The organism is Citricoccus muralis, assembly GCF_029637705.1.
Lineage (GTDB): Bacteria > Actinomycetota > Actinomycetes > Actinomycetales > Micrococcaceae > CmP2.
The window spans coordinates 1,764,618-1,779,970 of the sequence record NZ_CP121252.1 but is presented as its reverse complement, the minus strand read 5'-3'; the positions used below and the strand labels follow the sequence as shown (position 1 = coordinate 1,779,970).

Genomic DNA, 15,353 nt, shown 5'->3' with positions numbered 1-15,353 from the left:
ATCATCATCAGCACGTTTTCGGCACCGGGTCGTATGCTGAGCCCATGACTTTCTTGCACTCTCACCTGGCGGTGCCTACGAATGGATTCGGCGCATGAGCGGGGGATTGGTTGCTCTGCTCGACGACGTCGCTGCTATCGCCCGGGCAGCGGCGGCCAGCGTCGACGATGTGGCCGCGGCGGCCGGCCGGGCCAGCACCAAAGCCGTGGGTGTTGTTATCGACGATACGGCGGTGACTCCGCAGTACGTCGAGGGCGTGAAGCCGGCTCGTGAGTTGCCGATGATCTGGCGGATTGCCCGCGGGTCCCTGATCAACAAACTGGTGATCATCCTGCCGATTGCCCTGCTCTTGAGCGAATTCTTGCCCTGGGCGCTGACACCGTTGCTGATGCTCGGCGGCTCATATCTGTGCTTTGAAGGCATGGAGAAGACCATCGAGAAGTTCCGCGGCGGATCTCACAAGGGCCACGGGCCGATCAAGAGCAGCCTCGTGATGAGGATACTCTCGTCAAGGCAGCTATTTTTACCGACCTCATCCTGTCGGCCGAAATCATGGTCCTTAGCCTCAATGAGGTTGCCGATGAGACTTTTTGGCGACGTGCCATCATCCTGATCATCGTTGGTATCGGTATCACCGCGGTCGTGTACGGCGTGGTTGCCTTGCTGGTGAAGATGGACGACATTGGGCTGAAGCTCGCCACTGGCCACCGCCCCCGGTGGGCGAGTTTTGGTCGCGGCTTGGTCACCGCGATGCCCAAGGTCCTCGCCACCATCGGCGTGATCGGGACACTGGCCATGCTGTGGGTTGGCGGACACATCATGGTGGTGGGAATGGACGAACTGGGCTTCTCAATGCCCTATCACCTCATCCACGGGGCTGAGGTGCTGGTTCCGGCCGGATTCTTGGCGTGGCTGGTCAACACCGCGCTGTCCCTGGTGGTCGGCGCTATCTGGGGCGCGATCCTGGCGGGGTTGTGGACGCTCACGCCTTGGAGCCACGGTTTGGACAGCGACGCCACAACGACGGACCACAAAGCTAGTAAGGGTGCCGCGTCGGCGCAGGGCGCGAAGCGCGCGGCGCTGGGTGGCAAAACGCCCGGCGCCATCGGCGCCGGGCATCAGCACCCAACCGAGAACTGACCCGCTGGGTCAGTCCGACCGACATCAGTTGATCAGGCGGAGGTTAAACGGGTAGCGGTAAGGTCGTCCCTTGTTGACCTCAATGCCGGCCACCACCCCGGAAATCGTCATGAACAGCCACAAGAGCACCGCGACGACTCCGAAGATGGCACCGATGATCGGGAGCAGGGCCAGCAGGTTGGCAACCACGGCAACCACGGTGAGGGGCAGAGTGAAGTTCAGTGCTTCCTTGGATTCCTGGGCCGTGAAGGGTCCACGGTCACGCATCACCATGAAGATGACGAGGGAAGGAATTGCGCCGAGGAATGCGCCAAAGTGGCTGAGCATGGCCCACTGGCGGTCTTCTTGAGGGGTCAGCGGCCGAGCCGAGGTCGAGCTGGAATTCTCCGATGCGTCGCCGCGGGGGTAGCCAGGATGCTGAGCCACAGTTCACCGTGTCCTTTGTCTGCAGATTTCGTGCGGATGTCGGCCACTAGTTTACCGGTTAATCTGGGCTCCCCGGACGCGTACACAGGGCGCTCGAAAAACTCTCAGGGAATCACTGGTCGTCGTTCAGTTGACCGGGCTCTGTCAGGAAATCGATGACCTGCTCGACCCGCCCCAACAGGGATGGTTCGATGTCTGCGTAGGTGGTGACCTGACTCAATAAGCGCTTCCAGCCAAGACCCACATCCTCCTTGGTAGAGTGCGGCCACCCCAACCACCGAAGGATCCCGGTCTTCCAATCTTGACCACGGGGAATCTCGGGCCACGCCTCGAAACCCAGCACCCGAGGCTTGATGACCTGCCACACGTCCACATAGGGATGTCCCACGATCAGCACGTTGCCGGTTGAGCCCGGTACCGCCATGGCCTCGCGGGCGATGCGTTCTTCCTTCGAACCGGCGACCAAGTGATCCACGAGAATGCCCAGGCGGCGCTGCGGACCAGGGGAGAAATCACGGATTGCGCCAGCGAGATCGTCGACCCCGTGAAGCGGTTCCACGACGATACCCTCGACGCGCAGGTCGTCGCCCCATATTTTCTCCACCAGTTCGGCGTCGTGGACACCTTCTACCCAGATCCGAGAGGCGCGCGCAACGCGGGCCCGATGCTGTTCTACTTTCACGGAGCCGGAGGCGGTACGTCGGGGTGCGGAGCGGGTGGCGGCCACGTAGGGGACCAACCGGATCGGTTCGCCGTCGATCATGAATCCGTGACCCAACGGGAACGAACGACGCGTCCCGCGCCCGTCTTCCAACACGGCAAGATGCACTCCGCCGGAACGTTCGGTGCGGATGATCGCGCCGGTGAAGCCGGACGCGGACTCCTCGATGACCTCACCCACCTGAGCCGGGACATCGCGCACCTCGCGCTTGCTGGCCCGCGGGTCCAAAGAACCCGGACCCCAGGAATCCCAATTCATCGGTGTCTCCTTCGATCAACGCCAATCCGAACGCCAGAGACGCTACCATCGGGTGGGCTCCGACACCCGCAGCGCCACGATGCAATGGGCGCAGTTGACGTACTAGACTTAGCACTGAGCAATAGTGAGTGCTAATGACAGCTGACTCGGTTGAGGAGGGGTGAACATGTCTGAATTGCCGCGTCGAATGAAGGTTCTGCAAGCGATCGTCGAAGACTATGTCTCCTCCCGTGAGCCGGTGGGGTCCAAAGCGCTGGTGGATCGACACGATCTGGGAGTGTCCTCGGCCACCGTGCGTAATGACATGGCTGCGCTGGAAGAAGAAGGACTGATCGCCGCCCCGCATACTTCCGCTGGACGCATTCCCACGGACAAGGGCTACCGGCTCTTCGTCGATCGGATCTCGGATGTGCGCCCGCTTTCGGCGGCCGAGAAACGCGCCGTCCAGATGCTCTTGGACGCCACTGATGACATCAACGACATGATGGCCCACAGCGTGCGGCTGCTTGCCCAGCTGACCCAGCAGGTCGCCATCCTCCAGTATCCACACCTCGACTCCGCGACGGTGCGGCACCTGGAAATGGTTTCGCTCGGACACGGCCGGGTGCTGGTGGTACTGATCCTCTCCTCCGGCAAAGTGGACCAGCGCACCGTCGCCATCGAGGAGCCGTTCACGGAGACGGACCTCGACGTCGTCAAGCAGACGTTCCTTGGTCACCTTCAGGGAGTGGGGCCAGCGCATGCCTCGGCCGCCATGGAAGTGGCGATCGAGCTGATTCCGCCGACCGAACAACACCTCGCCGGTTCCTTGCGAGAGGCGCTGGAGGCCTTGTTCGCCACTGGCCGAGAAGATCGCATCATCTTGGCCGGCACTGCTAACCTGGCACGCACCCCGGGGGACTTCCCGTACTCGATCGGACCGATCTTGGAAGCCCTCGAGGAGCAGGTCGTGTTGCTGAAGCTTCTCACGGAAATGGACCAAGACCTCAACGGACTCTCGGTACGCATTGGCACCGAGAATTCGGGTTCGCTCGCCGAGACCTCTGTGATCGCCGCGGGATATGGCCCCGGCCAGATTTCGAAGCTGGGCGTGGTAGGTCCGACCCGCATGGACTATCCCGGAACGATGGCCGCAGTGCGCGCTGTCGCCCGCTATTTGTCCCGCATTCTCGCGCAGTAGCGCGCCGGGAGAGGATCCCGGCACGCACGCATAACTGACGTTTCACCGATTGGAAGGAAGACTCGACACCGTGGCTGACCACTATGAGGTTCTGGGTGTCTCTCGCGAGGCGACCCGCGAGGAGATCAAACGCGCCTACCGCAAGAAGGCCCGCCGACTGCACCCGGACCACAACCCCTCACCCGAGGCGGCTGAGGAATTCAAGAACGTCTCCCGCGCCTACGATGTGCTTCAGGACGAGAACAAGCGGCGCAACTATGACGCCACGGGTAACGAGAACGGCCAGGCCGCAGGCGGCTTCGGTGGTGCGGGCGGCTTCGGCGGCTTCTCCGATATTTTCGAGACATTCTTTGGCGGCGGACAGGCCTCCGGTCCGGCAAGCCGTGCCCGGCGCGGTCAGGATGCGCTGATCACCGTTCCGATCGACCTCCACGACGCCGTGTTCGGCGTGGACAAGACCATCGAAGTCGACACCGCGGTGCGCTGCGAGACGTGCAACGGCACCTGCTGCGAGCCCGGTACCTCTCCGGAGACCTGTAGCCACTGTGCCGGACAGGGACAAGTACGCCGCCCGGTCCGCTCCATTCTGGGCACCGTGATGACCGCTGAGCCGTGCCCGCAGTGCCGTGGCTTCGGCACCACCATCCCCAGCCCCTGCCACGAATGCGGTGGGCAGGGTCGAGTGCGCGATCGTGCATCGATGACCATCAAGATCCCTGCCGGTGTGGACGTGGGCACCCGCATCCAGCTCGCCGGGCGCGGCGAGGCCGGTATCGGCGGGGGACCCAATGGTGACCTGTTCGTGGAGATCGACGTCCGCAATCATGACGTATTCACCCGCGATGGCGTGCACCTGACCGCCACCATGTCGCTGCCGATGACGGCTGCGGCGCTGGGCACCGAGGTCACCCTGGATACTTTTGACGGGGAGCAGTCCATCAAGGTCAAGCCCGGAACCCAGTCCGGCGAAGTGCACACCCTGAAGGGACTTGGCGTTGGCCGCTTGCGTGGTACCGGCCGTGGCGATCTGAAGGTGACCCTGCGCGTGGAGACCCCTTCCAAGCTGGATGACGAACAGCGCGAGCTCCTCGAGAAGCTGGCCCAGTTGCGCCACGAAGACATCGTGCACGGACAGGTCGAGACTCGCGGGTTGTTCTCCAAACTCAAGGAGAACTGGCGTAACCGTGACTGATCCGCTGTTTCTGGTGCCCGCCGGCAGCCTGGATGGTCTCGAAGAAGGCGACCAGGTACGGCTCGGCTCGGCTGAATCCGCCCATGCGGTGAAAGCCATGCGGCTGCAGGCCGGGGAGACCGTACTGGTCGCCGATGGATGCGGGCAGTACGCCACCGGAGTGGTCTCGGATCCCTCGGCCGTCGCGATGTCCGTGACGATCCAGCAGTGGGGGAGCACCCCGGAAGCACAGCCGCGACTGGTGTTGGTTCAGGCACTGGCAAAAGGCGACCGGGACCTGTTGGGCATCCAGACGGCCACCGAAGTGGGTGTCGACGCCGTCATCCCGTGGCAGGCTCAGCGCTCGGTGGTCCGGCTGAAGTCCGACAAGATCGACAAAACGCTGACTAAATGGCGGACGAACCTGGAAGCGGCGGCTAAGCAGGCCCGTCGCACTCGGGTTCCTGCCCTTCGCGATCCCGTGACCGGCACCGATATTGCGGGCCTGGTGGCCAGCGACACCATAGTTCTCGTCCTGGACGAGAACGCCACCGACTCGTTGGCTACTGTTGTGACCGAATGGGAGCCGGCACACCTGCGGGCCGCCGTTGAATTGGTGCTCGTCGTCGGCCCGGAAGGCGGCATCAGTGATGGTGAGCTGTCCGCGCTGGTCGAGGCCGGGGCGTATCGGGTGCGCATGGGCGAGCACGTCATGCGTTCATCCACGGCCGGACCCATCGCGGTCGCTCTCGTCCAACAGCTGTTGTCCCGCTGGTGAGGACCCGGGATAAACTGAGGCAACCGCGGGATTGACCAAGCCCGACCCAGCATCCGAGGGAGATGACCCGTCCACTGTGACTGATCTGGAACAGCCAGCCTCCGCCGACGACGAGATCAGCATCAGCTTCTCGTCCGCCGACGCCATGATACGGACCTTCGGTCCCCAAGACCTGCTGTTGCGCGTGCTCGAAGGCGTCTATCCCGGACTCCGGCTGTCCGTACGCGGAGAAACCCTCACCGTTTCCGGCCCGGCCCCGGCCGTGCGCCAGACCGAGACCATCGTGGATGAGCTGCATGGCACCGCCCAATCGGGGGTGACCGTCTCGGCGGACGTCATTGAACAAACCGTGTCGTCCGTGCGTCAGGCCGCCAACCCCACTGACACGTCGGCCCGACGGGGCACGGAGTCCATTGTCTCCTCGCGCGGTCGCGCCATCCGGCCCAAAACGATCAACCAACAAAGTTACGTCGAGGCCATCGACCACAACACCGTCATCTTCGGGCTCGGCCCAGCAGGCACCGGCAAGACCTACCTCGCAATGGCTAAAGCAGTTCAGGCGTTGCAAGCGCGCGAGGTCAACCGCATCATCCTCACCCGCCCGGCGGTGGAGGCCGGAGAATCGCTGGGCTACCTGCCGGGCTCGCTCAATGAGAAGATCGACCCCTATCTGCGTCCGCTCTATGATGCGCTGCACGACATGATCGAACCTGAGTCGATCCCACACCTGATGGAGGCCGGCACCATCGAGGTGGCCCCGCTGGCCTATATGCGTGGACGTACCCTCAATGATGCCTTCATCATTCTCGACGAAGCACAGAACACCACCGGTGAGCAGATGAAAATGTTCCTCACCCGCCTGGGCTTCAACTCGCACATGGTCATTACCGGCGACACCTCCCAGGTCGATCTGCCCCGCAACACCGACTCCGGGCTGGCCCAAGCGGTGGAGTACCTCGAAGGCATCGAAGATATTGCGGTGGTGCGTTTGACCAGCTCCGATGTGGTGCGGCACCGGCTCGTTTCCAAGATTGTTGATGCCTACCAAGAACAACAGGATCTGCGCGGTGCCGGTGCTAGCCGTCCCGCCCACGGACCTCGCAACGCGCGACGGCGCTCCGGACACGACCGAGGAGGCAACCATGGCGGTTGAGATTCTGAATGAGACCGACGACGACGTCGACGTTGAATCGCTTCAACGGTTGTGCGCGTTTCTCTACGAGTCCCTCCACCTGCACCCGGAAGCCGAGCTGTCACTGATCTGTGTGGACGACGCCGCCATGGAGCAGCTGCATCTTGAATGGATGGATCTACCCGACGCCACCGACGTCATGAGCTTCCCCATGGACGAGTTGCGCCCCGGCACCGTGGCCCAGCCTACGCAGGGGTTGCTGGGTGACATCGTGATCTGCCCCTCGGTGGCGGCACAGCAGGCGAAACGCATGGGACACTCCACCGACGATGAGATCCTGTTGCTGGCCACCCACGGAATGCTGCACTTACTGGGCTTCGACCACGACGAGCCCGACGACAAGGAGCAGATGTTCGCCCTGCAGAACGAACTGCTCACTGCGTTCCTGGGCCGCCCGGCCCCCAGCCCCACGGAGACCTAATCCATGTTGACCCCCATCGTGATGGCGCTGCTGCTGCTGTTCTTCCTCGGACTGAGCTGGGTGCTCTCTGTGGCCGAGACCGGCCTGTCCTACATCTCTCGGAAACAGGCCGAAGGCATTCTGCTGCGCCGTCCCAAGAACCCCGTGCTGACCGTCATGGACCGGCTGCCTGAGCACCTGCACGCGCTGCGCTTCTGGCGGCTGTTCACTGAGACCACCGCCGCGGTACTGGTCGCCCTGCTGCTCGATTTCTTCCTCGCCAACGTCTGGCTCTCCGCCGCCGTGGCGACCGTGGCCATGGCGCTGGTGTGCTTGTTGTTGGTCGTCTGGTCCCCTCGGACCGTCGGGGCCCGTTGGGAGGTCACCGCGGTGGCGATGACCGCCCGGCTGGTGCGCACGTTGACGGCAGTGTTGGGACCGCTGCCCGCGAAGTTCGCGGCTCCCGGCTTCAGCACCACTGATGATGAGGAAGAAAACGCGGAGATGGAAGAACGCCATTTCCGCGAGTACGTCTCCCGCGCCAACGATAATGACGTGCTCGAAGATGCCGAGGCGGAGCTCATCCAGTCGGTCTTCGACATGGGCGACACGATCGTGCGCGGGGTGATGGTGCCGCGTACGGATGTAGTTACCGTGGAAATGGGCACCACCCTCGAAAACACCATGAACCTGTTCCTGCGTTCTGGAACCTCGCGCATTCCGCTCATCGGTGAGGACGCCGACGACGTGCTCGGCATCGTGTATCTTAAGGATGTCGCCCGAGCACTGCATACGCGACGCATGGATCCGCTCACCCCCGTGGACGGGCTGGTGCGCCCCGTGCGCTTCGTCCCCGAATCGAAGACCGTCTCAGTGCTTCTCCAGGAACTCCAGCGCGAAGCAACCCATATCGCCATCGTGGTGGATGAATACGGCGGGACGGCCGGGCTCGTCACGCTCGAAGACCTGATCGAAGAAATCGTCGGCGACATCTCGGACGAATACGACCGCGAAGACACCCCGGACATCACCCCGGTCGTAGAGGGCGAGTTCTTGATCAACGCACGGATGAACGTCGGGGACTTTGCGGAAGCCTTCGATGTCGATCTCGAGGATGACGACGACGTCGACACCGTGGGCGGCCTGCTCGCTAAGCACTTGGGCCGTGTGCCGATCGAAGGATCCGAGATCATGCTCGGTTCGATGCGCCTGCGGGTCGATGGCCTCCAAGGCCGCCGCAACCGGGTGTCCACCATCCGCCTCTGGCTGGGCAACCGCTCTGGGCGTGCCGCCCACACCGAACACGAGCATCACAGCGATGCCACCGACACCGCGCATCTGGCCACCCAGGAGGAACGATGACCCTGTCTGTTGACGCACCTGAGAACTACCGGGCCGGATTTGTTTCACTGGTCGGCCGCCCCAACGCTGGAAAATCGACCCTCACCAACGCGCTGGTAGGGCAGAAGGTGGCCATCACCTCATCCAAACCTCAGACCACGCGCCATACCATCCGCGGAATCGTGCACCGTCCGGACTTCCAGCTCATTCTGGTCGACACCCCCGGTATCCACCGGCCACGTACCCTGCTGGGCGAGCGCCTCAACGACCTTGTGGAAGCTACCCTGGCCGAAATGGATGCCGTCGGTCTCTGCATTCCCGCCGATGAGAAGATCGGCCCCGGCGACCGCTACATTGTGGAGCAGTTGGCCGGACTGAACCGGACACCGATCATCGCCTTCGTCACCAAAACAGACAAGGCCGGTCCCGCAGCGCTGACCGAACAGTTACTGGCTGTGCAGCGTCTCGGAGAGGAACTTCTGCCGAACACGATCGGCGACGGCGGATTCGCCGACATCGTTCCCGTCTCTGCGGTCAAAGACCACCAGGTAGACGTCGTCGCCGAGGTGCTCTCTCAGCACCTGCCGGCATCACCACCGTTGTACCCCGACGGCGAACTCACCGACGAGCCCGATCACGTCTTGGTGGCCGAACTCATTCGAGAAGCGGCCCTGGAAGACGTCCGGGACGAGCTTCCGCACTCCGTCGCGGTGGTAGTCGAAGACATGCAGGCCCGTGAGGACCGTCCAGAAGACCGACCGCTCGTCGATATCTGGGCGCAAATCTATGTGGAGCGTGATTCGCAGAAGGGCATCATCATCGGTAAAAAAGGCGCACGGCTGCGCGCCATCGGCGCTCAGGCGCGTACCAATATCGAGCGACTGCTCGGCACTCCCGTCTTCCTGGATCTGCGCGTTAAAGTGGCCAAAGAATGGCAACGCGACCCGAAACAACTCAATAGGCTCGGCTTCTGAATCGGAGTGCTAGGCTGTGATCATGCGTTCATGGAAGAGCTCACTTTCGAGCCAGCGCCGCGGTGATACCACGGTGCTACTACTTCTATGCTGCCGCAACGGGGCCGAACAGCCGACGTCGATCTAAGCACGTCGCGCCTCCACCACGATGGAGAGGGCCGATCCCCGTTGCGGAGGGACCATGTCACGGCCTGCCCGGCACCACGCGGATCTGCTCGGTGCCAGCACATTTCTTGACCGGTGAATGACCTTCATCTGGAACGAAAGGCAGGAAACCACTATGCGCAACTACCAGAAGCCCTCGGGCATGAACTTCCACAAGTATGTCCCCTTCCAGGACCAGATCACCGTCGATCTGCCCGATCGCACCTGGCCCGACAAGGTCATTACCGAAGCACCTCGCTGGTGCGCGGTCGACCTGCGCGACGGCAACCAGGCTCTCATCGACCCGATGGGCCCAGAGCGCAAGCTGCGCATGTTCGAGTTGCTCATCAAGATGGGATACAAAGAGATCGAGGTGGGCTTCCCTTCGGCCTCCCAGACCGACTTTGACTTCGTCCGCGACTTGATCGAGCAGGACCGCATCCCCGGAGACGTCACCATCCAGGTGCTGACCCAGTCGCGCGAACACCTCATCGAGCGCACCTACGAGGCCATCGAGGGGTGCCATCGCGCCATTGTTCACCTCTACAACTCCACCTCCGTGCTCCAGCGCAAGGTGGTGTTCCGCCAGGACATGGATGGCATTGTCGACATCGCGACCCAGGGTGCCCGGTTGTGCCGCAAGTACGAAGAGCAGCTCACCGACACCGAGATCATCTACCAGTACTCGCCCGAGTCCTTCACCGGTACCGAGCTCGAGTTCGCCGCACGGATCTCCACCGAAGTGGCTCACATCCTCGAGGCATCCGTGGACCGGCAGATGATCCTCAACCTGCCCGCCACCGTGGAGATGGCCACCCCCAACGTGTATGCCGACTCGATCGAGTGGATGCACCGGAACCTGGAACACCGCGATGGCATCATCCTGTCGCTGCACCCCCACAACGACCGCGGCACCGGAGTGGCGGCCGCCGAGCTGGGCTACCTTGCCGGCGCCGACCGCATCGAGGGCTGCTTGTTCGGCAACGGCGAGCGCACCGGCAATGTCGATCTGGTGACCCTCGGCATGAATCTCTTCAGCCAGGGCATCGACCCGATGATCGACTTCAGCGACATGGACGAGATTCGCCGCACGGCCGAATATGCCACCCAGCTGCGTGTCCACGAGCGTTCACCGTGGGCCGGCGACTTGGTGTTCACTGCCTTCTCGGGCTCGCACCAGGACGCCATCAAGAAAGGCTTCGAAGCCATGGACGCCGAAGCGGCCGCGTCCGGCACCACGGTGGACGACGTGACCTGGGGCGTGCCCTACCTGCCCATCGACCCGAAGGACATCGGTCGTAGCTACGAGGCCGTGATCCGCGTGAACTCGCAGTCCGGCAAGGGCGGCGTCGCCTACCTGCTCAAGTCCGAACACAACCTGGATTTGCCGCGCCGCGCCCAGATCGAGTTCTCTCAGGTCATCCAGGACCACACCGACGGCCAGGGCGGGGAAGTCACCGGAGAGCAGCTCTGGGAGATCTTCTGCAAGGAATACCTGCCCTCCGAGGATGGTGACGACCGCTGGGGCCGCTACGCACTGCGCAAGGCCACCAGCAGCGCCACCGAAGACGGCACCTACACCATGGACGTGGAGATGGACGTCGACGGCGAGATCGTCTCCCGTCACGGCGAAGGCAACGGCCCCATCGATGCCTTTGTCCGGCTGTTCGGCCAGGCAGGCACCGATGTGCGAGTCCTGGATTACTCCGAGCACGCCCTGAGCGAAGGCGGATCGGCCATGGCCGCCGCTTATGTGGAGTGCGCGGTCGGCGACCGGGTGCTGTGGGGCATCGGCCTGGATCACAACACGACGACGGCGTCCTTGAAGGCAGTCGTTTCGGCGGTGAACCGGGCTATCCGCGACGAGAGCAACGGGGTCTGACTCGGCACGGTCACGGGGCGGCGGGTACGCCGCGAACAGCTACCGCACTGAAGGGCTGGTCTTGCGCACCTACAAGCTGGGTGAAGCAGACCGGATCATCGTGCTCCTCACCGCCGATCACGGCCAGATTCGGGCCGTGGCTAAAGGTGTGCGCCGGGCGTCGTCCAAGTTCGGTTCCTCCCTGGAACCGTTCATGCATAGCCGCATGCAAATCATTCGCGGCCGCAACCTGGATATCGTCTCGCAGACCCAACTGCTGCACTCCTACGGGTCCACGGTAGCGGCAGACTACGACTCCTACGGGGCGGCGTCGGCCATGGTCGAGACCGCCGAACGTCTCACCACGGCCGACGTCGACGCCTCGGCGGCTGCACCGCAATTCCGGTTGCTACACGGGGCGCTGGCCTCGCTGTCCCGGGCCGAACACGCTCCGCGCATCATTCTGAACTCCTACATTCTGCGCGCGCTGTCCACCGCTGGCTGGGCGCCGTCGTTCACCGTTTGCTCCCGATGCGGAAAAGAGGGCCCGCACCGCTCCGTGAATATCGGCGTCGGGGGAGTGGTATGCGATGATTGCCGTCCCTCCGGGTCCCAAACCCCCGCACCGGAAAGTATCCAACTGCTCGCCGCGCTGCTGGCCGGAGACTGGGCGACCGCCGATGCCAGCGATGTGTCGCACCAGAAAGAAGCCGCCAGCGTCGTGGAACGGTACTTACAATTCCATGTAGAGAAGAATCTGCGCTCCTTGTCCGTCATGGACCAAACCTGAAAGCCCCTTAATGACGTCGTTGACCTACCGCGAGCCGTACGAACATCGCGACGGTGCCCAGCCCCCGGCGATTCCGGCGCGCTTCATTCCGCAACACGTGGCGATCGTGATGGACGGCAACGGACGCTGGGCCAACCAGCGTGGCCTGCCGCGAGTCGAGGGACACCGCGCCGGAGAAGCCGCCCTGTTGGATGTGATGGCCGGTGCGGTTCAATTGGGCATTAAGTACGTCACCGTCTACGCGTTCTCTACGGAAAACTGGAAGCGTTCACCCGACGAGGTGCGCTTTCTGATGGGCTTCTCCCGCGACGTGCTGCGCCGCCAGCGAGACACCCTGGACTCCTGGGGCGTACGGATTCGCTGGAATGGTCGCTCGCCCCGGCTGTGGTCCTCGGTGATCAAGGAGCTCGAGGTGGCCGAAGAACAGACTCGCGACAATGACCGTTGCCACCTGACCATGTGTGTCAACTACGGCTCGCGCGCGGAGATTACCGACGCCGTGCGCGGTATCGCTGAAAAGGTCGCCGCCGGGCAGCTGAGTCCCCGCGGTATTAAAGAGTCGACGATCAGCGCGCACCTCGATGAACCCGACGTTCCCGACGTCGATCTGTTCCTACGCACCTCGGGGGAGCAGCGTCTCTCAAACTACCTCCTGTGGCAGTCCGCCTACGCCGAGCTCGTTTTTCTCGATGTGCTCTGGCCCGATGTGGACCGCACCACCCTGTGGGACGCCGTCGACATCTTCGCGCGGCGTGACCGGCGCTACGGTGGTGCGATCGATACCCCGGATCAGTCCAGCTGACGTGCCAGCCACCGAAAGGTGCGATCCATGGCGTCATTGCGTACTGTTGGCCGCGAGGCAAAAACATCATGGATCGCCCCCGGTAGCCGCAATACGGTAACCTCGTTTCCTAGATTCACTGCGCGCCGCGCCAGGATCTTCACGTCCAGGACAATGTCAGCAGAGTGGGCGCGCTCATCAACGGTGGTACCGAAATAGGACTGCGTCGAGAAGAGGGCTAAAACCGGTGCGGTGATCTTGAGACCGGAGGCCACGCGCCGGTGTCCTTGAAGCACGGCCGCCAACCACCCGCGCGGCACCTCGAACGAATACTCCGGGCGCCAGAGTGGGTGTAGGTCCCATTCCCCGTCGGCCTGGGAAGACAAGGTCCGCCAATACGAGTTAATCCGTGGCAAGACCATCGACGAGGTCGGGCTGATACGGCTCATCGGATCCACCAGCGCGGTGGCCATGGCTCGCACCCAACTAGCCCCCATCAATTCTAGCCAGGCACTGTTCAGCACCAGCGCGCTGAGCTGGTGCGGGTGCCGATCCGCCCAGAGGCTCGCGACGAGCCCACCCGTGGAATGCCCAGCCAGTACCGGCGCCGGACTATTCGGGTGTTCGCTGCGCAACAGGTGAAAGGCAGCGCCGATCTCGTCGTCGTAGAGGTCCAGTGACTCGGTGAAGCCCGGTGTCTGCCCCTCGCGCAGTGAGCGACCGTACTTGCGCAAATCCAGCGCGTAAAACCGGACACCGGCGTTCTCACAACGCACGGCTAATTCCCGGTTATAGAAGTAATCCGCCCAGCCATGCAGGTACAGCAGAACCGGACGATCGTTCCCGGCCGAACCGCCGTCGGGACGATGTTGCCCATCCATCCGCACCAGCGTGGCCACCACCGGGCCCTCGTCATCTTCGCCCAGCGGAATGGTCAGTCGCTCAAAGCCCGGCAGAATATCCGGAACCCACACACCGGGAGGGGAATCCTCGAGAAGTTCGTCCATGGTTTCGAATCGTACCGGCATCGCTACCCGTGGTTGAATGCTGTCATGACTCTTGCCCCGAATGATGCACTCCGCTTGTCTAACGCCCCTGCTGTGTACCCGGCCTTCTTCAATGCCGTGTTCGCAGGAATGCCGGCCGAACAGGCGCATCACGTCGGGTTTTCGATGATCAAAGCTACTGAAAAATCTGGTGTTTCCGCGGGTCTGCGTGCCGCACTGCGGCCGAAAGCCGATTTGGCTACCACGGTGATGGGTTTGAACTTCCCCTCGCCGTTCGGATTAGCCGCGGGCTTTGACAAGCAGGGGATCGGCACCGCCGCACTGGCCGACCTTGGGTTCGGCCACATTGAGGTGGGAACCATCACCGGCCAGGCACAACCGGGTAACCCCGAGCCGCGCTTGTTTCGACTGGTGGAGGACGAAGGCCTGATCAACCGCATGGGATTCAACAACGACGGCGCAGAAGCCGTCGCGCCCCGGTTGGCTACCACGCGACGGCGGCTAACCCGCCGGTACGGTCGTACCCGCCCCGTCCTCGGGGTGAACATCGGAAAAACCAAGGTGGTGGAACTGGACGATGCGGTGGAGGACTATGTGGTCTCCACGAGGCTCTTGGCTCGTCACGCGGACTACCTGGTGGTGAACGTGTCGTCGCCGAACACTCCGGGGCTGCGGCAGCTGCAGCAGATCGAGTCACTGGCACCCTTGCTAGAAACCGTGCAGTACCACGCGGATCGCTCCACCGGACGCCGGGTGCCGCTGGCTGTGAAGATCGCTCCGGACCTGGCCGACGATGATGTCTCGGCGGTGGCCGCCATGGCCCAGGAGCTCGGCCTCGCCGGCGTCATCGCCACCAACACCACCATTTCGCGCGAGGGTTTGGTGACCGACATCGAGACCGTGGAGTCCTTTGGTGCCGGGGGAGTCTCCGGGAAACCAGTGCGACAGCGTTCCCTGGAAGTGCTGGACTTGCTGCGGGCGGAACTGGACACCGACACCGCGGTGATTTCCGTGGGTGGCGTCACCGATGGTGCCGACGTCATTGAACGACTCCGTCGCGGCGCCGACCTGGTTCAGGGCTACACGGCGTTCCTCTACCAAGGCCCTTTCTGGGCTGGGCGCATCAACCGCGATCTGCACCGCAACCTGCGCGCCTGGAAGTAATCCGGGGCGACGCAGCAGTTGCGGT

At 63.2% G+C, this 15,353-nt stretch carries 15 protein-coding genes and 1 pseudogene; 13 read left to right on the top strand and 3 right to left on the bottom strand.

Annotated elements, in window-relative coordinates:
* Window positions 1-94 precede the first annotated feature (94 nt).
* Together P8192_RS14460 and P8192_RS14455 are read left to right on the top strand one after the other, a co-directional pair.
* The gene (locus P8192_RS14460; protein ID WP_347403403.1) at window positions 95-613 is read left to right on the top strand and encodes a DUF808 family protein; all 519 of its coding nucleotides are present in this window, start codon (window positions 95-97) and stop codon (window positions 611-613) included.
* Window positions 520-1,140 (top strand): DUF808 family protein, encoded by a 621-nt coding sequence (locus P8192_RS14455; protein WP_347403432.1) that lies wholly within the window; start codon window positions 520-522, stop codon window positions 1,138-1,140. Before P8192_RS14460 ends, P8192_RS14455 begins: the two co-directional genes overlap by 94 nt.
* 24 nt (window positions 1,141-1,164) lie before the next feature.
* On the opposite strand, the gene P8192_RS08155 is transcribed toward P8192_RS14455, so the two are convergent.
* Both P8192_RS08155 and P8192_RS08150 read right to left on the bottom strand, forming a co-directional pair.
* The gene (locus P8192_RS08155; RefSeq protein ID WP_270105165.1) at window positions 1,165-1,566 is read right to left on the bottom strand and encodes a DUF4870 domain-containing protein; all 402 of its coding nucleotides are present in this window, start codon (window positions 1,564-1,566) and stop codon (window positions 1,165-1,167) included.
* Between the two features lie 112 nt (window positions 1,567-1,678).
* Complete coding sequence (locus P8192_RS08150) at window positions 1,679-2,545, bottom strand: DUF3097 domain-containing protein (protein WP_270105166.1); 867 nt, start codon at window positions 2,543-2,545, stop codon at window positions 1,679-1,681.
* A gap of 166 nt (window positions 2,546-2,711) precedes the next feature.
* Here P8192_RS08150 and hrcA point away from each other — a divergent pair, with 166 nt between their 5' ends.
* The 10 genes and pseudogenes from hrcA to P8192_RS08100 all read left to right on the top strand — a co-directional run bounded on the left by hrcA (window position 2,712) and on the right by P8192_RS08100 (window position 13,178).
* Window positions 2,712-3,725, top strand: a complete 1,014-nt coding sequence (gene hrcA, locus P8192_RS08145; RefSeq protein ID WP_278156069.1) for a heat-inducible transcriptional repressor HrcA — start codon at window positions 2,712-2,714, stop codon at window positions 3,723-3,725.
* A gap of 70 nt (window positions 3,726-3,795) precedes the next feature.
* A complete protein-coding gene (gene dnaJ, locus P8192_RS08140) occupies window positions 3,796-4,917 on the top strand; it encodes a molecular chaperone DnaJ (protein WP_270105168.1) in 1,122 nt (373 codons plus the stop codon).
* Window positions 4,910-5,674, top strand: a complete 765-nt coding sequence (locus P8192_RS08135; RefSeq protein ID WP_278156066.1) for a 16S rRNA (uracil(1498)-N(3))-methyltransferase — start codon at window positions 4,910-4,912, stop codon at window positions 5,672-5,674. The genes dnaJ and P8192_RS08135 overlap by 8 nt, the downstream gene beginning before the upstream one ends.
* Before the next feature lie 76 nt (window positions 5,675-5,750).
* Window positions 5,751-6,827 carry a PhoH family protein gene (locus tag P8192_RS08130; RefSeq protein WP_431521095.1) on the top strand — a complete coding sequence of 359 codons (1,077 nt, stop codon included), beginning with the start codon at window positions 5,751-5,753 and terminating at the stop codon, window positions 6,825-6,827.
* On the top strand, window positions 6,817-7,287 hold the full coding sequence (gene ybeY, locus P8192_RS08125; protein ID WP_278156064.1) for an rRNA maturation RNase YbeY: 471 nt from the start codon (window positions 6,817-6,819) through the stop codon (window positions 7,285-7,287). The genes P8192_RS08130 and ybeY overlap by 11 nt, the downstream gene beginning before the upstream one ends.
* Before the next feature lie 3 nt (window positions 7,288-7,290).
* Window positions 7,291-8,628, top strand: a complete 1,338-nt coding sequence (locus P8192_RS08120) for a hemolysin family protein (protein ID WP_278156062.1) — start codon at window positions 7,291-7,293, stop codon at window positions 8,626-8,628.
* Entirely contained in the window at window positions 8,625-9,581 is a 957-nt protein-coding gene (gene era, locus P8192_RS08115) for a GTPase Era (protein WP_278156060.1), read from the top strand. The genes P8192_RS08120 and era overlap by 4 nt, the downstream gene beginning before the upstream one ends.
* A 280-nt stretch (window positions 9,582-9,861) precedes the next feature.
* Window positions 9,862-11,607: a 2-isopropylmalate synthase gene (gene leuA, locus P8192_RS08110; protein ID WP_278156058.1), complete on the top strand. Its 1,746-nt coding sequence runs from the start codon at window positions 9,862-9,864 to the stop codon at window positions 11,605-11,607.
* Window positions 11,608-11,632: 25 nt separating this feature from the next.
* Window positions 11,633-12,376: pseudogene (recO, locus tag P8192_RS08105) on the top strand (DNA repair protein RecO); the annotation flags it as partial.
* Window positions 12,377-12,386: 10 nt separating this feature from the next.
* Window positions 12,387-13,178, top strand: coding sequence for an isoprenyl transferase (locus tag P8192_RS08100; protein WP_278156056.1), 792 nt, complete (start codon window positions 12,387-12,389; stop codon window positions 13,176-13,178).
* Here the strand turns inward: P8192_RS08100 and P8192_RS08095 are convergent.
* The gene (locus tag P8192_RS08095) at window positions 13,166-14,164 is read right to left on the bottom strand and encodes an alpha/beta hydrolase (protein WP_278156053.1); all 999 of its coding nucleotides are present in this window, start codon (window positions 14,162-14,164) and stop codon (window positions 13,166-13,168) included. The two genes, P8192_RS08100 and P8192_RS08095, sit on opposite strands and share 13 nt — an antisense overlap.
* Before the next feature lie 45 nt (window positions 14,165-14,209).
* Here P8192_RS08095 and P8192_RS08090 point away from each other — a divergent pair, with 45 nt between their 5' ends.
* Entirely contained in the window at window positions 14,210-15,328 is a 1,119-nt protein-coding gene (locus P8192_RS08090) for a quinone-dependent dihydroorotate dehydrogenase (protein ID WP_278156051.1), read from the top strand.
* The last annotated feature ends 25 nt before the right edge of the window (window positions 15,329-15,353 follow it).